This window comes from Gilliamella sp. Occ3-1, from assembly GCF_001690655.1.
Lineage (GTDB): Bacteria > Pseudomonadota > Gammaproteobacteria > Enterobacterales > Orbaceae > Gilliamella > Gilliamella apicola_P.
This window is the reverse complement of the sequence record NZ_LZHQ01000034.1, coordinates 12,335-30,549: the sequence shown is the minus strand read 5'-3', so window position 1 is coordinate 30,549 and position 18,215 is coordinate 12,335. Positions and strand designations below refer to the sequence as shown.

The window sequence follows — 18,215 nt, the reverse complement described above, 5'->3', positions numbered from 1 at the left end:
ACCCGCAAAAGTTATAAAAACAATCTAGTTTTTATTCATCTAGATTTACTACATCAATAGCTTAAAAAGGATTAGTAGTAACTATTAATAAAATTTGCTATCTTGGTAAAAATTGATGATTAATAAAATAGTAAGGATTAAAGGATGAGTGAGTCATTTTCTCATATTAATTACCGTGGTGAGGCTTATATGGTTGATGTGTCTGAAAAACTAATAACAACACGCGAAGCAAGAGCTGAGTCATTAGTCTTAATGAATGCTGAAACACTGAAGATGATTATTGAGGGTAAACATCATAAAGGCGATGTTTTTGCAACAGCAAGAATTGCAGGGATTCAAGCTGCTAAAAAGACTTGGGAGCTTATTCCGCTTTGTCATCCACTTTTTTTGAGTAAAATTGAAATTAACATAGAAGTAGATCAAATAAAAAATTGTGTCCGAGTTCAATCGTTTTGTCGATTGAATGGGCAAACAGGTGTTGAAATGGAAGCAATGGTTGCCGCATCCGTTGCAGCTTTAACCATTTACGATATGTGCAAAGCGGTTCAAAAAGATATGGTGATTTCTCAAGTAAGATTGTTGACGAAGAGTGGTGGTAGGTCAGGTGATTTTATTGCCCAAAAGGTTTAATAGATAGAAAGATGAATAAAGTTATTTTTTTCGCTCAAATTAGAGAATTAGTTGGGACTGAGAGTGTTATGTTAGATGCTAATCAACTTTCAGTTTCCTATCTTATCGATCAGTTAAGTGAACGTGGTGAACAATGGTTTTTGGCATTTAAGGAAAACTCTGTTTTATGCGCTGTAAATCAAACTTTGGTTGATTTTGATTATATTGTGAAAGAAGGTGATGAAATTGCTTTCTTTCCTCCTGTAACAGGTGGATAACATTATGGATCTTATCAATGTTAGTGAGCAGCCGATTGATGTTAATAAGCTAAACGACTGGCTTTCACAATTACCACAAGATGGTGCTGTTGTCTCTTTTATGGGCAAAGTTCGTAGTAATGAAAAACAAATAATAAGTTTATTTTTAGAACATTATGCAGGAATGACAGAGAAAGTCTTGGCTAATATCATAGCCCAAGCTAGAGATCGGTGGCAATTAAGCCGAGTTGCGGTAATTCATCGAGTAGGTGAAATTAGCGCAAATGAAAAGATTGTCTTTGTGGGAACAAGTAGTGCACACCGTTCAGATGCCTTTGCAGCCGCAGAATTCATAATGGATATATTAAAGAACGAAGCGCCTTTTTGGAAGAAAGAGCGAACGCCTCAAGGCGAAACTTGGGTAAAAGCTAAAAAAACAGATAAAGAAGCATTGAGAAAATGGTATTAGTATTTATTTAGTATATAATGATATTAAGTTATGTCATTCTTTTTTAACGAGAGGTAATTAATGAGAAATTATTCACCTAATGGTTCGATTATTGAACAATCTAGTAATCGCGTGCAAACATACATGAGTCATGTTTATGGTTGGATGACCGTCGGATTACTATTAACAGCTCTGGTTGCTTGGTTTGCATCCAATAACTATGAGCTTTTGAACGTTTTATATCAAGGTATGTGGGTATTGCTTATTGCTGAATTTGCTTTAGTTTTTGCCATTTCTGGATTGATTAATCGTCTCTCTGGATCTGTTGCGACAACATTATTCATGCTTTATTCGGTTTTAAATGGTTGCACATTTTCGATTTACTTTATTGTTTATACTTCATCATCAATAGCAAGTGTATTTTTTATTACTGCTGGAATGTTTGCAGCTTTGGCTTTTTATGGGTATACCACTAAACGTGATTTGTCTGGTTTTGGACGCTTTTTATTTATGGGATTAGTGGGTATTGTAATCGCTTCGCTCGTTAATATCTTCATGCAAAGCCAGCCGTTGATGTGGGCTATTACGTATATTGGTGTATTTGTTTTTGCTGGATTAACAGCTTATGATACACAAAAACTGAAAGAGTTAGGCGATCAATTATCGCAGGATGATCCTAATATGTTTAGGAGATTTGTTATTTTAGGTGCACTAACCCTTTATCTTGATTTTATTAACTTATTCATTATGTTGTTAAGAATTTTTGCAGATCGTCGATAATTGCATTTAATTCAACTAAAAGGGCTCTAAATTGAGCCTTTTTTGTTAAAATTTTATTAGAATCGTATTTTTTAGTGCTAGTTTGTTAAAAAGTTTCAGGAAAGACTATGTTTCAATATAAAATACAGTAAAATTCTTATTATAATGAATTAATAACTTACTTAACACTATGAAAAAATTATACTATTTTGCCTTAATTAATCTATTTATTTCATCAATACTATCAATTCGTTTCTTTCTTGTCCCTGAGGCATCATTTAATTGGCCGAGTGTGGCATTTTCAATATTTGCTGTATTGGGGCATTTTTTCTCGGCTTATTTATTACTTTTGGTTGTTTGTATACCTCTTTTATGGTTTAAACAAGCTATTCGCAATATTATTTTAGCTGCAATATTTAGCTTTATTCAAATTGGATTATATATCGATACTATTGTATTTCAACAGTATCGATTTCACGTAAATCAATCTGTCTTATCCATGGTTTTGTCTGGACAGGTTGTCGATTTTTCGATAATTACCTATTTTTTAATGTTTACGCTTATTGTTGTTGTATTTTGCACCGAGTATTTTATTCTTTACTTGCTCAATAACAAATTAACTTCATTGCATAAAAATTTAAGAATTGTTTTATTATCAACAATATTTCTTTTTAGTTCATTTTTAATTAGTCATGTTGTGCACATGATTGCATTTTATTATGCTTATTCGCCTATTATGGTAGTGAAAGAATATATTCCACTTTATCGACCATTTACGTCAAAAAGAATCATGAATTTTTTTGATGAAAAAGGGCAACGAAAAGTCGTGTATAACAAAGATAATAGTAATGCTAGTGTTGATTACCCCAAAAATCCTTTAGTGATTAATCCGGAAAATAAAAAAACTAAAAATATTATGTTTATTGTTTTGGATTCTTGGCGATATGATACGTTTAGTGAAGAAATTTCGCCTAATACATTTCGTTTTGTTAAGCAGAATAATGGGGTTATTTTTGATAACCATTATTCAACTGGTAATGCAACACGTACAGGTATTTTTGGTTTGTTTTATGGTATTCCAGGTACTTATTGGGATTCATTTTTACGAAATAGTGTTCCTTCACTCTTTATCACAACACTACAGAAAGAAAACTATAATATTGGGATTTTTACGTCAGCTAAAGTAACTGCTCCAGAATTTGATCGAACAGCCTTTGTTACCATTAAAAATTTAAGAATTAGTAGTAAAGATGGTTCGGCATCTAATCGAGATAAACAAATCACTGATGATTGGCTTGCATGGTATAAACTACGAGATACATCTAGACCGACATTTTCTTTTTTATTTTATGATTCTCCTCATGCTTATGATTTTCCTAATGATTTTTATGTGAAGTTCAAACCTATTGGGGATCTTAATTATATGACATTGAGTAATGACACCGATCCTTTGCCTATGTTTAATCGTTACAAGCAAAGTGTTTATTATGATGATTATTTACTACAAAATATTTATGATGAGCTTTTAGAATCAGGTTCGTTAGATAATACAATATTGATTATTACAGGTGATCATGCTCAAGAGATGAATGATAATAAATTAGGATTTTGGGGGCATAATGGTAATTATACGGATGCACAAACAAAGGTGCCTTTTATTATTATTGGTGGTAAAGAATTAGAGAGCCTGAAAAATAATAGTACAAAAATAACAAGCCATGAAGATGTCGTTCCAACCCTAATGAAACATTATTTATATGTGAAAAATGATATAAGTGATTATTCGACAGGTTATGATTTATTTAATTCTATAACTGAACGTAACTGGCTTTTGATGTCTAATTATAGCTCTTATGCGGTGAGAACATCTGATAATATTTATCTTGTTAATCGATTAGGTATTAGTCATTATATGGATTTACATAATCGTGAAGTTGATGAAGTGCCAAATTATCAATATATTCAAGAAGCAATGAATCATATGCGTTATTTTTCTCAATCAGCAAAAAATAGCTTAATAAATAATTAATTATTCATTAAGCGTAAAGAAAGAAACATTATCTGCCACAAATGTGGCGGAAATGAACTAAGTATATTAACGAACATCAGCACAATTTAAGCAATAAATATAGCGATTTAGTGGATCATTAAACTTATTCCATAAAGAAACATGCTGTTGAAGTTGTTTTGTTGCAGGAAGTTGTTCAAAAAATATTTCTGCCGTTGATTTAGGCAACATGGCTATCATATCTGAATAAAATGCACTAAACCAATTTCCTTTTGGCTTTTGCCAGTCAATTTCATAATCAGTTAAATTAGCTAATGTTGCTGCTGTTTCAATGGCATCATCAAAGTCACCTAATTTATCAACAAGTCCAATTTTACTTGCTTCTGAACCTAACCAAACTTGTCCTTGTCCAATTTTATCGACTTGTTCGGTTGTCATATTTCGTGCTTTTGCTACTAACGAAATAAATGTTTGATAGCCATTATCAATATTTAATTGAATTAATTGATTCATTTCGGTTGATAGATCTTGCGTAAAGTTATTACTTGCTAGTGAAGAAGTAGTTACACCATCGCTATAAACACCAATATGAGATAAAGATTTTTCGAATGTTGGAATAATACCGAAGATACCAATAGAACCGGTAATTGTATTTGGGCTTGCAACTATGTAATCTGACGCGGTTGATATCCAGTATCCACCAGATGCAGCCATTCCGCCCATGGAGATAACAACAGGAATTTGGTAATCACGTAATGCTTCTAATTCACTACGAATTGCTTCTGACGCATCCACACTCCCTCCTGGGCTATTTACTCGCAATACTATTGCTTGTGTGTTATGTTTATTTAAATTTATACGGATATTTCTCAATTGTTCAACAATGTCTTGACTACCAGCGATATTACTACTATTTTCCCCATTGGTAATAGTGCCATTTACAAATACAACCGCAATTAGTGGTTTATTGCTTCCGTTATCACCATCTAAATTTGTATCTTTTGACTTAAGTTGATAATCATAAATGCTGATTTGATGTTGCTTATTAAGCTCAGATTCAAATTGGTAATTAGATGCAATTTCATCGATCAACCCATTAGATATAGCATATTTGGTCATATTACCATTAACTGCTTTTAAGTTGGTCAACATAGTTTCTGGCGCTGGAACCAATTGGGTACCGGCTTTTTTCCGTTGTGTTGAAATGTCTTGAAGATAATTGTTCCACATAAGTGTTAGCCAACGTGTTGTATTGCTTTTTGCCTCTTCTGACATATCATCACGAATAAATGGTTCGATGGCTGACTTATAAGTTCCTACTCTAAAAACATGAGTGTTAATTTTTAAATTATCAAGTAAGGTTTTATAGTATAGGTTGTTAGCTGCTAACCCGTATACATTAACTGAACCAAGTGGTGTTAAATATATTTTATCAGCATAGCTAGCTAAATAATATTGGCTTTGACTAAAATTGGAACCATAAGCATAAATTGGTTTATTCGCCTTACTAAATTTGGTTAAATATTTACCAATATATTGTAGCGAACTCATATCAGCGCCAACAAAATGATCTAATTTAATAACCATGCTTGTAATCTTTGGATCTGCTGTTGCTTGAGCTATTTTTTGAGTTAGCTCAAATAAACCATTTTCACGAGAGGTATTTACTTTTTTACCATAAATTTTGCTTTGTAAAGCATAAATTTCATCACCGTAAAGTGTGTTGTCAACAATCACCCCTTCAATATCTAATACCAGTGTTCCATATTGTGGAACAAGTTCTTGTTCTTGTGTTTCTTTGATTAATGCGATGACGCTAAAGATTAAAATAATAATAATTAGAAATATTAGATTAAGAAATATTTCCCTTATTAAGTTAATCACTTTCCATATTGATTTAATGACAGGTAAAGCAGACATAATAAATGATCCTTTTCATAGATAGTTTATCTAATTTTTTGCTTCAATATTTTTCTTTTTGAAGTATTTTTTATCTTCAAATCTTAAGCATGTTAATTTTCCACCCCAACAGCATCCTGTATCAAGTGCATAAACATTATCTGGTGTACCTTTTCCATTTAATGCAGCCCAGTGGCCAAAGGCGACTGCATACTCGTTTGGAATTTTGCTTGGTAATAAAAACCACGGTTTAAGTTTCGAAGGTGCTTGCTCAGGTGATTTTTTGTAATAAAAATCTAATCGACCATCTTCATAACAAAAACGCATACGAGTTAATGCATTAGCAATATAACGCAATCTATCTAATCCTTGTAGTTCAGGAAACCATTCATCCGGAAAGTTGCCATACATTTTATCAAGGAATAGGATATAGGAATCACTAGATAGCATAACATTCAGATCATAAGCACATTTTTTTAGTGTTTCGATATCCCATTGTGGTGAAATACCAGCGTGGGTCATAATTAACTTTAATGATTCGTCAATTTGGACCAATGGCTGTCTACGCAGCCATTCCATTAATTCACTAAAATCTGGTGCACGAATAATTTCATCAAGATTATCCTTCTTTTTAGAAGGGGTAACATTGGCATAAATTGATAATAAATGTAGGTCATGATTACCTAATACCAATCGAATTTGGTTAGCATTATGTTTAACAAATCTTAGAACTTCTAATGATTTTGGACCTCTGGCAACTAGATCTCCTGTTAGCCATAAAATATCCGATGATGAGAATTTTGCTTTTTCAAGTAAACGCATAAACTCATCATAACAACCATGAATATCACCAATAAGTAAGTTTGCCATCCTGTTAACTCCATGAGTTTGCCAGTTGGCAGTATTGTTGTACTGTTAAATTTTCGGCACGTAAATTAGGATCAATATTTAATTCAGTTAATTGTTCAACAGTAAACAAGTTACTTAAACTGTTACGGATAGTTTTACGACGTTGGTTAAATGCCTCTTTAGTTACGCGAGAAAGTATTTTTATATCATTAACAAGATAAGGCTTTTCTTTATAAGGTGTTAATTTAACAACAGCAGAGTCAACTTTTGGAGCAGGTTTAAATGATGCTGGTGGTACTTCAAGAACAGGAATGATTTGACAATAATATTGAGCCATAACGCTTAATCTACCATAATGTTTACTGTTAGGCGATGCAACTAAGCGAGTTACTACTTCTTTTTGTAGCATGAAATGCATGTCAGTGATGATATTTGCATGTTTAAATAAATGAAACATTAATGGTGTCGAGATATTATAAGGTAAGTTACCAAACACTCTTAATGGTTTTCCTAGTTGATCGGCTAACTGATTAAAGTCAAAGGTTAGGGCATCTTGTTCAATAACAGTTAGTTTATTATTTAAAAATGGATTTTCAATTAACCTACTAGCTAGATCCCTGTCTATCTCTATAACTGTCAAATGATCAATATGTTTACTGATAGGTATCGTTAGTGCTGCAAGTCCAGGACCAATTTCAACCAGTGCTTGATCTGTTTTAGGTTGTATAGCTGAAACAATACTTTCGATAATGTAATCATCATGTAAAAAATTTTGTCCAAATCTTTTACGGGCAAAATGCCCTTGGTGAACACGGTTATTCATGTTTATCTTCACCTGTAATTTTAATATAAGCGTCGCCTTTTATTTCTTGAATCCATACTTGGGCTTCTTCAGAAAATTTACGATTAAAAATGAGTCGATAAGCTTGATCTTTATTCATTGCATTTGTTCCATCAGCTTTTCTTTTATCAATTAATTGGATTAAGTGCCAACCGTAAGCTGATTTTATTGGTTGGCTAATTTCTCCTTTTTTTAACTGAATCAGAGCAGTTCTAAAGCTATTATCATAAATTTCAGGACGGTTCCAACCTAAGTTGCCCCCTTTACTTGCTGAACCTGTATCTTCAGAGTTAGCTTTAGCAGCAGCTTCAAAGGTTGTGGCTCCACTGGCGATTGCTTTACGGATATCAATTAATTTTTGTTTTGCGATTTGGTCGGTGACTAATACATTTGTTTTAATCAATATATGGCGTGCATTTACCTCTTCAATTGTGACAGTTCTCGGTGCTTCTGAACGGGTATCATCAACTTTTAGAATATGCAGACCAACCCCAGAACGGATAGGTCCAATAATACTACCTTTTGGAGCTCGTACTAACCGTTCTTCAAAGATAGTAGGTAATTCATTAAGTTTATGCCAACCCATACTGCCACCTTTTAATGCAAAATCATCGTTTGAATATGAAGTGGCTAATTTAGCAAAGCTTTCTCCCTTTCTAATCCGATTAATAATATCTTGTGCTTTATTTGTAGCATTATCAATTTGTTGTTTAGATGCTTTTTCTGGAATAGAAATTAAGATATGGCTAATTTTCACATCAATATTATTGGTTGGTTGTTGAGCAATATTTTTAGCTAAGTTTTCAACTTCCTTTTCTGAAATTTTAACCCTTGACCTAACTTCGTGCATCCGCGTTTTGTCCATTAACATATCATTGTGGATTCTTTCTCGGTAAGCACTATAACTTATTCCCATTGTCGAAAGTCTACTTCTAAGTTGATCTATATCCATACCATTTTCAGTTGCGATTCTATCAATAGTGTCAGTAACCTCGTTATCACTAACAGAGATTTTAGCTTTAGCTGCTTTCTGTAAAATTAGATTTTCAATAATTAAACGATCAATAATTTGTTGTCTAAGTACTTTATCATTAGGTAGATTTTGTGCATCGGTAGTAGCTTTAATTGTTTTTAACATATCATTAACATCGCTTTCTAAAATGACATTGTTATTAACAACTGCAGCAACCTGTTCTACAACTTTAGGTACGGCATTGGCAGATAATGGAGTTATAATTCCTAGAGCTATGCTTAGGTTTAATGTAATAAATAATTTTAATAATTTCATATTAACTTAACTCACTTTGTTTTTCAGTATAGACAGTTTGCAATTAATTTATTGGTAATCTATTTTTACTGAAAATATTTTATTCAAATGTTGTGTTATATGGTAGCTTTCCAAAATTGAGCATTTTAGCTCTGGTATCTCGATTGTTACTTAATCCTTTTAATTCGAAGTTGATGGATAACTTATTTTCATACTTACTTTTTTTAGAAATATTGTCCCAATCCGTTAGTTTTCTACCATATTGTACCGAGGTACCCCAACAACAATCACTGTAATGCAATCCTACAAAACCATCTACGGATTGCCCTAATTTAACATCATAATAATATGAACCAACAGCACTGACTGTTTGTGATAATGGCCAAGCAGTCATTATTCCTACTTGAGAAATATCTTGTTTATAACCTTTATAAAAAGAATTTTTATCAACTGTATCAATATAATTACGATTTGCATAGCGATAAGATAATTGTGTTAACTTATCATTAGTTGGTCGGAACTCAAATATTGCATTGGCTAATGAAATTGTATCAATTCGAGTATCATATTGAACACCGCTTCTAAATATCATATCATCATTTAGTCGCCAAAAATTATCTGTTGCCCAAGTAATACTGCCTGTATCAGAGTTTTCATCTAAACCGTTATTATGTTCACTCGTTTTTGATTTAGTAAAATAAGTAATTTGACCAATTGATAAGTTAAATTTTTCAACTTTTTTCTTATCATAAAACCGAGTTGTTACGCCAGTTGATACTTTATTTGTTGAAGCTATTCTATCTAAACCGCTATACGGTTGATCTCTAAATAATCCAATATAATCTGATTGCAATATAGTAGAATCATAAGCCCCAATATTCGATTGATTTCGGTATGGAATATAGATGTATTTTATTCGTGGTTCTAAAGTTTGTGCATAACCATCACTAAAAGGTATCTCACGCTCAAAAATAACTTTACCGTCAATACTAAATTTAGGTAAAAAACGATTTACGTTCTTTTCTAAATATTTATATTTATAAATATTTCTTTTAATATTATTTTGATTATAGCGTGTTGCCATAAAGCCACCAGAGGTTGTTAATGTAGCCCATGTATTTGTTACTGTATAATCAACAGTTGGTTCAATATGGGTTCGCCAGGCTTTAGGATTATTTTTTCCTGAACTTAAGAAATGAGATATTTGCGAAAATGTTTTAAATTTAAGTGGACCAAAATCATAATTATAATAGTTTATATCTAATTGTGGTTCAGTTTGATAAAGTGAATCTTTCACTTCAGAATGAAATGGCTGGAAATGCTTATATCCCAATGTAATATCCCAATTCTCATTATTATAAGCTATTTTATAAGACTGTGTTAAATACCCTGCAGTTTGGGATGCATATTTAGAATTTAGATTAGTGAGATACTGATTGTCACTGACTCGAGTTGTATCCGCATAAAAACGCCAATTAGAGTTAATTAATTCATCATTTTTCCAATGAAATAACCAGCGGTGGCGATTATTGCCATAATTGTTGCCATTAAAATGGCTATCTTTGTCATTATTATATTTGCTATCATGCTGTAGCCAATCAAATGCAAGTGTACCCAAGCCTATTTCATTTAAATAGCGAAATTCTGTTTGGAATTGTACACCTCGATTTTGCAGAACTCTTGGAACAAAAGTTGCATCATAATTTGGCGCAATATTCCAATAAATTGGTATTGAAAAATCAATGCCATCAATACTATCATAGCTTAAATTGGGTATAAGCAATCCTGAACGGCGTTTATCACCAGTTGGTAATTGTAAATAAGGTGAGTATAGAACAGGTACTTTGCCAATACTGAATATAGCATTCCAAACTTCTACTAATTGTTCTTCGTTGTCATGAATAACCGTTGTTCCCTTAATGTCCCATGTACTGTCATTAGTAGGACATGAAGTAAAGCTACCTTTTTTTAAAATCACATATCTATTCTTTCTAAGTTGTATTTTATCTGCTATACCGTGACCAAGTCTATTGACAAGATAGTACTTACTTGGGCTCATATTTGCATCATTGTTATTTAGATTCATTGATGCATTATCGCCTTCCATTTTTATTAAATTATCTTGATAAATAATATCACCCTCTAATGTTACGGTTCGATTATTATTATCTTGAGTGTCAATTGTTACCTTATCTGCTTGAACTGTTCGGTTGCCTTGTTCTAATAATACTTCACCTTTATATATGGCGATATTTGGATTGATTGCTTCAAATTGGTTTGCTTCAGCATTTACAGGTAAGGTATTTATATCTCCATTAACTAAAGGACGATCAAACTTCGGAACGTCAATAAGGCATTGAGGATTATCGCTTACAACTTTAGGTAAATTTATAGCATAACTAGAGCTATCATACAAAGAAAGAGTAACGGCTATAGCAATAAGAGAAGGCGTTAATTTTTTCATTAATGGTTATAAAGTTATTATGATTGCAACATTATAGCGGTTATTTATAAAAGTGCGAATTAAAAATTAACGTTTCACTGTGCGTTTATTTATTTTATTAAGCCGTTTTACCATCACCATTCTTTTTTCGAGTGAAGTGTTTTGAAACTCATTCCACCATCTAGCTAATTGCAAGAGTTCTCCTTTTTCGATTGAGGCTCGCATTTCTAAAAGGTCATAAGCAGCTCTAAACTTAGGGTGTTCTAAAATGGCAAACGCACGTTTACCACTCCGTTTTTTCATACGTAATTGTAAACGCCATATATCTCCCATTATGGTGGTTAAGCGTCTAGGTATGGCAATACTTTTACATTGTTCACTTAGCACTTCGTTAATTGCCATTGAGAACGAATCATGAAATGGTAATCCACTTTCGATACATGTTGCTTGTGTTTGTTCAATTATTGGATACCAGAAAAAGGCTGCAAATAAAAATGCGGGATTAACCCGTTTATTGTTAGCAATACGATAATCAGTATTTTTTAAAACTTGTTCGATGATTTTTTCTAAGTAGCTATTTGAATTGTTAGCAAACAGATGCTCAATAACAGGAAATAGTTGTTTGAAAAGACAATATTCTCTTAGTAACTTGTAAGTTTTGTAACCATTTCCAGTTTGTAATAGTTTAAGTGACTCATCAAAAAGTCGTGCTGATGGTACGTTTCTTAATAATGATGCAAGCTGTTTAATTGGTTTAGCAGTAGCTGGCTCAATTTTCATGTTCAGCTTTGCTGCAAAACGGACTGTCCTTAGCATTCTAACAGGATCTTCCCTATAACGTGTTTGCGGATCGCCAATTAATCGAATAATTCCTTTTTGTAAATCTTCCAATCCTCCGCAATAATCACGTAATGTAAAGTCATTTACATTATAGTAAAGTGCATTCATAGTGAAATCCCGACGGATAGCATCTTGCTCAATAGTTCCGTAGACATTATCACGTAATAGCATTCCTGACTGGGATCGTTTAGAAATATTGGTTTGTCTTTCTTGAGAGTCGTGCTCGCCACGGAAAGTAGCTACTTCAATAATTTCTTTGCCAAACATAATATGAGCAAGACGAAACCGTTTTCCTATTAAGCGACAGTTACGGAAAATTTTCTGAATTTGTTCTGGTGTAGCATTAGTTGTGATATCAAAGTCCTTTGGTGTTTTACCCAAGGTAAGATCTCTGATACACCCGCCTACTAAATAGGCTTCGTACCCTTGTCTATTTAATCGATAAAGGACTTTTAACGCGTTTTCACTAATCTCATTACGAGATATATTATGTTCATTACGCGAAATAGACACATAACCGACTTTTTGTTGTTCTTCATTATGAAAAAACTTTCGATAAAAGCGTGAGACTTGTTTAAAAATAGTACACCTCAAAAAGGTTTTTGGCTTAATACAATATAGCGGGCAATTATATCGTAATTACTAATAAGTTTCCATGTTTCTTGGAATTGGTGATTTTTACTCAATAAAATTGTATTTTTATAGATAATTTAAATATTCTATTTGATTTTTTAAACATAATTATCAACAATAGTGCTTTATATAGTAATATTGATAAAATCTAATAAAAAGCAATAAACTTTGTTTTGCTGTGGTTAGTGTATTTTAACTAGCTAATTAAAATGAAATAAAACCGTACTCAGAACTTCTTTTTACTTATTTGCTTCACAAAATATAATTTATAACGCATGATAATTTAATAAATGATGAAGAGATTTTTGATGTTATTTTTTAAACCATCACATAATAGAAGTTGTTTGAGTATATACCATTAACTGATAACTTATTGGGGACACTATGAATATTCGTGATTTGGAATATTTTGTTTCGTTAGCTGAATTTTGCCATTTTCGTAAGGCAGCTGATGCTTGTAATGTGAGTCAACCAACACTTAGTGGTCAGATCAGAAAATTAGAAGATGAATTAGGCGTAATGTTATTAGAGCGTACAAGCCGGAAAGTATTATTTACACAAACTGGAATGATGCTAGTTGAACAAGCTAAAGAGATTTTGCGTAATATTCAAATCCTAAAAGAAATGGCTAGCCGTCAAGGTGAAGAAATGTCTGGACCAATGCATATAGGATTGATTCCTACTATAGCGCCTTATCTTTTACCACATGTCATTACAGTGTTACATGAATCTTTTCCTCAATTAGAACTTTACTTGCATGAAGCACAAACTGCTAATATTGTTGCTCAACTCGAAAGTGGTAAACTTGATTGTGCCATTGTTGCGCAAGTTAAAGAAACATCACAATTTATTGAACTACCTTTATTTGATGAACCCATGTTTTTAGCTGTTCCTGCTACTGATGAATTAACTAGCAAAAAGACAGTTAAACTTTCCAGTTTAAAAGGTAAAAAATTCTTGATGCTTGAAGATGGTCATTGTTTACGAGATCATGCAATGGGGTATTGCTTTCAAGTTGGTATTGATGAAGATAAACAGTTCAAAGCAACTAGCCTTGAAACACTTCGAAGTATGATTTCTGCTGGTCGAGGTATTACTTTATTTCCAGAGCTAGCTGCACCTAATGAGCGAAGTCGTGATAATATTTGCTATATTCCGTGTACAGACCCAGTACCATCACGTAGTATTACTTTCATCTATCGACCTGGTTCACCATTACGTTCCCGTTATGAAACAATAGCTAAAACGATTAGAGATCATATGCCCCAAGTTTTTGCTGAAAAAGAGCGATTATTAAGCAAGGTTATGTAAGGATGGATAACTATAAATATTAGAACTGAGCTTTCAAATGAAAAATATTAAGACTGGTGGTATTCGGGCACAACAAAAAGAAAGAACCCGTCGAAATTTAATCAAAGCAGCGTTTAATCAACTTAATGCTGAGCAAGGTTTTACAAGTTTAAGTTTGCGAGAAGTAGCTCGTGAAGCTGGAATAGCGGCTACTTCTTTTTATCGACATTTTCGTGATATGGATGAGCTCGGCTTAGCCATGGTAGATGAAAGTGGCTTAACGCTTCGCCAATTGTTACGCCAAGCACGTAAGCGTATTGAAAAAGGAGGAAGCGTATTACGGACATCAATAACCACATTTATTGAATTTATCGATAAGAATCCCAAAGTCTTTTTATTGCTTCTTCGTGAAAGGGCTGGGACATCATCTGCTTTTCGTTCGGCTATCGCGCGCGAAATTCAATATTTTATTGTTGAGCTCACCGATTATCTTGATAATGCTAACCAAATTCCTCATCATTATAATGAAGCTCAAGCCGAGGCAATGGTCACCATTGCATTTAATGCTGGTGCTGAAGCGATTGATTTTGACATAGCGCAACGTCAAAAATTAATTGAAGATCTTATTTTTCAACTTCGAATGATATCTCAAGGTGCTTACTATCTTTATCATAAAGAACAAATTAAACAGAGTAATGATTAATACAAATATGATTTTATATTAAAACACAGATTTTCCTGAAACTTTTTAACAAAACAAACTGCTTTTTTAGCTAGTATGAAATAGAATAGATTAATATTCTTTGTGGAGTTTAGGAGTAATAGTTTCTATTATTTAAATTTATATAACTAGGTTGTGAGAGATATGTGCTGATAATTACTGCGGCAAAAGCCGCAGTAATACTTTTAGTGATACTTAAAGGTTTTGTAGTACTTTTTCAACACTGTCTTTAGCATCACCAAATAGCATATAGCTATTTTCTTTAAAGAATAGTGGGTTTTGTACACCTGCATAACCAGTATTCATTGAGCGTTTAGAAATAACAACCGTTTTTGCTTTCCAAACTTCAAGAACAGGCATGCCTGCTATTGGGCTATTTGGATCTTCTTCTGCCGCTGGGTTGACTGTATCGTTAGCTCCAATTACCCAAACCACATCAGTATCAGGGAAGTCATCGTTGATTTCATCCATTTCTAATACAATATCATAAGGGACTTTTGCTTCGGCTAATAATACATTCATATGCCCAGGTAAACGTCCTGCTACTGGGTGAATACCAAAACGAACTTCTATACCCATACCACGTAGTCTTTCAGTAATATTACTTACTGCACCTTGAGCTTGAGCAACTGCCATACCATATCCAGGAACAATAATAACTGAGCGGGCTTCTTTTAATGTTTGCGCAACTTCGGCTGGTTGCATTTCACGGTATTCACCTTGTTCTTCATCTGATGAACTAGCTGCGCTACCATCGCTACCGAAACCGCCAGCAATAACACTAATAAATGAGCGGTTCATCGCTTTACACATAATATATGAAAGAATTGCGCCTGATGAACCAACTAACGCACCAGTTACAATTAGTAGATCGTTGCCTAACATAAAGCCTGCTGCTGCTGCTGCCCAACCTGAATAAGAATTTAGCATTGAAATAACAACAGGCATGTCAGCACCACCAATTGAAGCAACAAGATGGAAACCAAACACGAATGCAATAATTGCCATGATCAACAAACTAATTGTTGCACCAGCGCCACTTTTTACTTCAACAAAAGTAAACATTAAAATGGTAGAAACAACAATTGCTGCTAGATTCCAATAATGTTTATTTGGAATTGATAATGGTTTTGAGCTAATGCGTCCATTTAATTTACCAAATGCGACAACAGAGCCAGAGAAGGTTACTGCGCCGATAAAGACACCAACAAAAATCTCTACTAAATGTACAGTTAACTCTCCACCTTGAAAATTTTGAATGTGTGGATCTAAATAACTGTTTAAACCAACTAGAACAGCAGCCATTCCAACAAAGCTATGAAGTAGTGCAACAAGTTCTGGCATTTGAGTCATTTCAACTTTTTTAGCCAAATATAAACCAATTGCAGCACCAATAATCATTGCAATAACTATCCAGTGTAATCCGCCTTTAATACTTGCAACTGCAGCAATAAGAGCGATAGCCATACCAATCATACCGTAAATATTGCCTGATTTGGCTGATTCTTGGTTAGATAGACCGCGTAAACTGAATATAAAAAGCAACGCAGCAATTACATATGCCGCTTGAATAATTCCATTACTTAACATAATTTATGCTCTCCTTTACTTGCCACGTTGGAACATTTTTAGCATTCTTTGGGTAACAAAGAATCCACCAAAAATATTGATACTAGCAATTAAAATAGCAACAAAAGCAATTGCCGTAGTTAAGCCATTATCATCACTGATTTGCAAAATTGCTCCGACTAATATAATTCCAGAAATTGCATTAGTTACTGACATTAGAGGTGTATGCAAAGAATGTGTAACATTCCATACAACGTAGTAACCAACAACGCAAGATAATGCAAATACAGTAAAATGTCCTAAAAAGCTTTCAGGAACGGAGTTTGCAAGCCAGAAGAAAGCAATGAGAACTAAAGCTAAAATACCATATTTTTTGCGAGGATCCATTGGCTTTGGTTCTGGTTTAACAATTGGCTCTGATGCTTTTTTCTGAGGTTGAGCAGATACTTGAATCGGTGGTGCAGGCCAAGTGATTTCTTTATCTTTAACCACAGTTACACCACGAATTACAACATCTTCAAAATTGATATCAATATTACCGTCTTTTTCTTTAGCAAGCAGTTTTAATAGGTTAACAATGTTAGTACCATAAAGCTGTGATGCTTGTGCTGGCATACGATTAGCTAAATCAGTATAACCTACAATTTTAACATTGTTATCTGTTTCGAAAATTTCACCTGGTTTAGTTAACTCACAGTTACCACCAGTTAATGCAGCCAAATCAACTATAACACTACCCGGTTTCATTGATTCAACCATTTCTTTCGAAATGAGTTTTGGAGCGGGTTTACCTGGAATTAGTGCAGTTGTTATGATGATATCAACATCTTTAGCTTGTTCTGCAAACAGTGCCATTTCAGCTTCAATAAAGGCCGCTGACATCTGTTTAGCATAACCGTCACCAGAACCTGCTTCTTCTTCAAAATCTAACTCTAAAAAGTCAGCGCCCATGCTGTTAATTTGTTCGGCAACTTCAGGGCGAGTATCAAAAGCACGAACAATTGCACCTAAACTTACTGCAGCACCAATTGCTGCTAGGCCTGCAACACCTGCTCCAATAACTAATATTTTAGCTGGCGGTACTTTACCAGCAGCAGTAACTTGCCCTGTAAAGAATCGACCAAATTGATTTGCTGCTTCAATAACTGAACGATAACCAGCAATATTAGACATTGAGCTTAATGCATCTAGAGATTGTGCGCGTGAAATACGTGGTACACAATCCATAGCCATTACAGTAATATTTTTGGCGGCTAATTTTTCTAATAGTTCTTTATGTTGAGCTGGATAAATATAACTAATAAGGGTTGAACCCTCTTTCATTAAAGATATTTCATCGTCGCTTGGTGCATGAAACTTCAAAATTAAATCATTTTGCCAAATGTCTTGTGCGTTTTGAATTGTAGCCCCAGCATCAATAAAAGCTTGGTCTTCATAATGAGCAGCATGTCCAGCGCCTTGTTCTACGGAAACTGTAAAGCCCAGTTTTAACAGTTGTCCAACAGTTAAAGGAGTCGCTGCAACTCTAGCTTCATTGGCTAACCGTTCTTTAGGTATACCGATATGCATTTCGTTACGTCCTTATGTTAGTTTATTGTATGTAAGTTGATTTTAGCATAAATAGGGTTCTGTGCGAGTAGTGAATCTATTTTTTATTCAAGAAATAAGATTTTTAAATTATTTGAGTAATATTTATTAATTAATATTATTATAAGGCTATATCGAAATAGCTATAATTTAAATAAAACAGTTTTAATGCTTTCATCGAATTCCATTACAAAT

At 33.4% G+C, this 18,215-nt stretch carries 15 protein-coding genes; 7 read left to right on the top strand and 8 right to left on the bottom strand.

From position 1 onward, the window contains the following. The first annotated feature begins 144 nt into the window (after nucleotides 1–144). The 5 genes from moaC to A9G43_RS09830 all read left to right on the top strand — a co-directional run bounded on the left by moaC (nucleotide 145) and on the right by A9G43_RS09830 (nucleotide 4,102). Complete coding sequence (moaC, locus tag A9G43_RS09850) at nucleotides 145–630, top strand: cyclic pyranopterin monophosphate synthase MoaC (protein ID WP_065608646.1); 486 nt, start codon at nucleotides 145–147, stop codon at nucleotides 628–630. A gap of 11 nt (nucleotides 631–641) precedes the next feature. Continuing rightward, the gene (gene moaD / locus A9G43_RS09845; protein WP_065560773.1) at nucleotides 642–887 is read left to right on the top strand and encodes a molybdopterin synthase sulfur carrier subunit; all 246 of its coding nucleotides are present in this window, start codon (nucleotides 642–644) and stop codon (nucleotides 885–887) included. A 4-nt stretch (nucleotides 888–891) separates the two neighbouring features. After that, nucleotides 892–1,335: a molybdopterin synthase catalytic subunit MoaE gene (gene moaE / locus A9G43_RS09840; protein WP_065608645.1), complete on the top strand. Its 444-nt coding sequence runs from the start codon at nucleotides 892–894 to the stop codon at nucleotides 1,333–1,335. 60 nt (nucleotides 1,336–1,395) lie between these two features. Then, entirely contained in the window at nucleotides 1,396–2,094 is a 699-nt protein-coding gene (locus tag A9G43_RS09835) for a Bax inhibitor-1/YccA family protein (protein ID WP_065608644.1), read from the top strand. A 169-nt stretch (nucleotides 2,095–2,263) separates the two neighbouring features. Continuing rightward, nucleotides 2,264–4,102, top strand: a complete 1,839-nt coding sequence (locus A9G43_RS09830) for a sulfatase-like hydrolase/transferase (protein ID WP_065608643.1) — start codon at nucleotides 2,264–2,266, stop codon at nucleotides 4,100–4,102. A 66-nt stretch (nucleotides 4,103–4,168) separates the two neighbouring features. Here A9G43_RS09830 and sppA read toward each other — a convergent pair whose 3' ends face one another. The 6 genes from sppA to pcnB all read right to left on the bottom strand — a co-directional run bounded on the left by sppA (nucleotide 4,169) and on the right by pcnB (nucleotide 12,802). After that, a complete protein-coding gene (gene sppA / locus A9G43_RS09825; RefSeq protein ID WP_065608642.1) occupies nucleotides 4,169–6,001 on the bottom strand; it encodes a signal peptide peptidase SppA in 1,833 nt (610 codons plus the stop codon). Between the two features lie 30 nt (nucleotides 6,002–6,031). Then, entirely contained in the window at nucleotides 6,032–6,850 is an 819-nt protein-coding gene (gene apaH, locus A9G43_RS09820; RefSeq protein WP_065608641.1) for a bis(5'-nucleosyl)-tetraphosphatase (symmetrical) ApaH, read from the bottom strand. 4 nt (nucleotides 6,851–6,854) lie between these two features. Next, nucleotides 6,855–7,652 carry a 16S rRNA (adenine(1518)-N(6)/adenine(1519)-N(6))-dimethyltransferase RsmA gene (gene rsmA / locus A9G43_RS09815; protein WP_065608640.1) on the bottom strand — a complete coding sequence of 266 codons (798 nt, stop codon included), beginning with the start codon at nucleotides 7,650–7,652 and terminating at the stop codon, nucleotides 6,855–6,857. Then, nucleotides 7,645–8,958: a peptidylprolyl isomerase SurA gene (surA, locus tag A9G43_RS09810; protein WP_065608639.1), complete on the bottom strand. Its 1,314-nt coding sequence runs from the start codon at nucleotides 8,956–8,958 to the stop codon at nucleotides 7,645–7,647. The genes rsmA and surA overlap by 8 nt, the downstream gene beginning before the upstream one ends. Before the next feature lie 79 nt (nucleotides 8,959–9,037). Then, nucleotides 9,038–11,401 (bottom strand): LPS assembly protein LptD, encoded by a 2,364-nt coding sequence (lptD, locus tag A9G43_RS09805; RefSeq protein ID WP_065608638.1) that lies wholly within the window; start codon nucleotides 11,399–11,401, stop codon nucleotides 9,038–9,040. 66 nt (nucleotides 11,402–11,467) lie between these two features. Then, a complete protein-coding gene (pcnB, locus tag A9G43_RS09800) occupies nucleotides 11,468–12,802 on the bottom strand; it encodes a polynucleotide adenylyltransferase PcnB (RefSeq protein WP_081298126.1) in 1,335 nt (444 codons plus the stop codon). A gap of 435 nt (nucleotides 12,803–13,237) precedes the next feature. Between pcnB and oxyR the strand changes: the two genes are divergently transcribed. Then, nucleotides 13,238–14,164, top strand: coding sequence for a DNA-binding transcriptional regulator OxyR (gene oxyR / locus A9G43_RS09795; protein WP_065608636.1), 927 nt, complete (start codon nucleotides 13,238–13,240; stop codon nucleotides 14,162–14,164). Between the two features lie 37 nt (nucleotides 14,165–14,201). Then, on the top strand, nucleotides 14,202–14,846 hold the full coding sequence (gene fabR / locus A9G43_RS09790; RefSeq protein WP_065608635.1) for an HTH-type transcriptional repressor FabR: 645 nt from the start codon (nucleotides 14,202–14,204) through the stop codon (nucleotides 14,844–14,846). Between the two features lie 213 nt (nucleotides 14,847–15,059). Here fabR and pntB read toward each other — a convergent pair whose 3' ends face one another. Together pntB and pntA are read right to left on the bottom strand one after the other, a co-directional pair. Then, nucleotides 15,060–16,454 carry a Re/Si-specific NAD(P)(+) transhydrogenase subunit beta gene (gene pntB / locus A9G43_RS09785; RefSeq protein ID WP_065560365.1) on the bottom strand — a complete coding sequence of 465 codons (1,395 nt, stop codon included), beginning with the start codon at nucleotides 16,452–16,454 and terminating at the stop codon, nucleotides 15,060–15,062. Nucleotides 16,455–16,469: 15 nt separating this feature from the next. Further along, nucleotides 16,470–18,002, bottom strand: a complete 1,533-nt coding sequence (gene pntA / locus A9G43_RS09780; protein ID WP_065608634.1) for a Re/Si-specific NAD(P)(+) transhydrogenase subunit alpha — start codon at nucleotides 18,000–18,002, stop codon at nucleotides 16,470–16,472. Between the last annotated feature and the right edge of the window lie 213 nt (nucleotides 18,003–18,215).

Bases quoted from the DNA above. Each gene is read 5' to 3' on its own strand.
- moaC (WP_065608646.1), top strand. From the start codon at position 145: ATGAGTGAGTCATTTTCTCATATTAATTACCGTGGTGAGGCTTATATG.
- moaD (WP_065560773.1), top strand. From the start codon at position 642: ATGAATAAAGTTATTTTTTTCGCTCAAATTAGAGAATTAGTTGGGACT.
- moaE (WP_065608645.1), top strand. From the start codon at position 892: ATGGATCTTATCAATGTTAGTGAGCAGCCGATTGATGTTAATAAGCTA.
- A9G43_RS09835 (WP_065608644.1), top strand. From the start codon at position 1,396: ATGAGAAATTATTCACCTAATGGTTCGATTATTGAACAATCTAGTAAT.
- A9G43_RS09830 (WP_065608643.1), top strand. From the start codon at position 2,264: ATGAAAAAATTATACTATTTTGCCTTAATTAATCTATTTATTTCATCA.
- sppA (WP_065608642.1), bottom strand. From the start codon at position 6,001: ATGTCTGCTTTACCTGTCATTAAATCAATATGGAAAGTGATTAACTTA.
- apaH (WP_065608641.1), bottom strand. From the start codon at position 6,850: ATGGCAAACTTACTTATTGGTGATATTCATGGTTGTTATGATGAGTTT.
- rsmA (WP_065608640.1), bottom strand. From the start codon at position 7,652: ATGAATAACCGTGTTCACCAAGGGCATTTTGCCCGTAAAAGATTTGGA.
- surA (WP_065608639.1), bottom strand. From the start codon at position 8,958: ATGAAATTATTAAAATTATTTATTACATTAAACCTAAGCATAGCTCTA.
- lptD (WP_065608638.1), bottom strand. From the start codon at position 11,401: ATGAAAAAATTAACGCCTTCTCTTATTGCTATAGCCGTTACTCTTTCT.
- oxyR (WP_065608636.1), top strand. From the start codon at position 13,238: ATGAATATTCGTGATTTGGAATATTTTGTTTCGTTAGCTGAATTTTGC.
- fabR (WP_065608635.1), top strand. From the start codon at position 14,202: ATGAAAAATATTAAGACTGGTGGTATTCGGGCACAACAAAAAGAAAGA.
- pntB (WP_065560365.1), bottom strand. From the start codon at position 16,454: ATGTTAAGTAATGGAATTATTCAAGCGGCATATGTAATTGCTGCGTTG.
- pntA (WP_065608634.1), bottom strand. From the start codon at position 18,002: ATGCATATCGGTATACCTAAAGAACGGTTAGCCAATGAAGCTAGAGTT.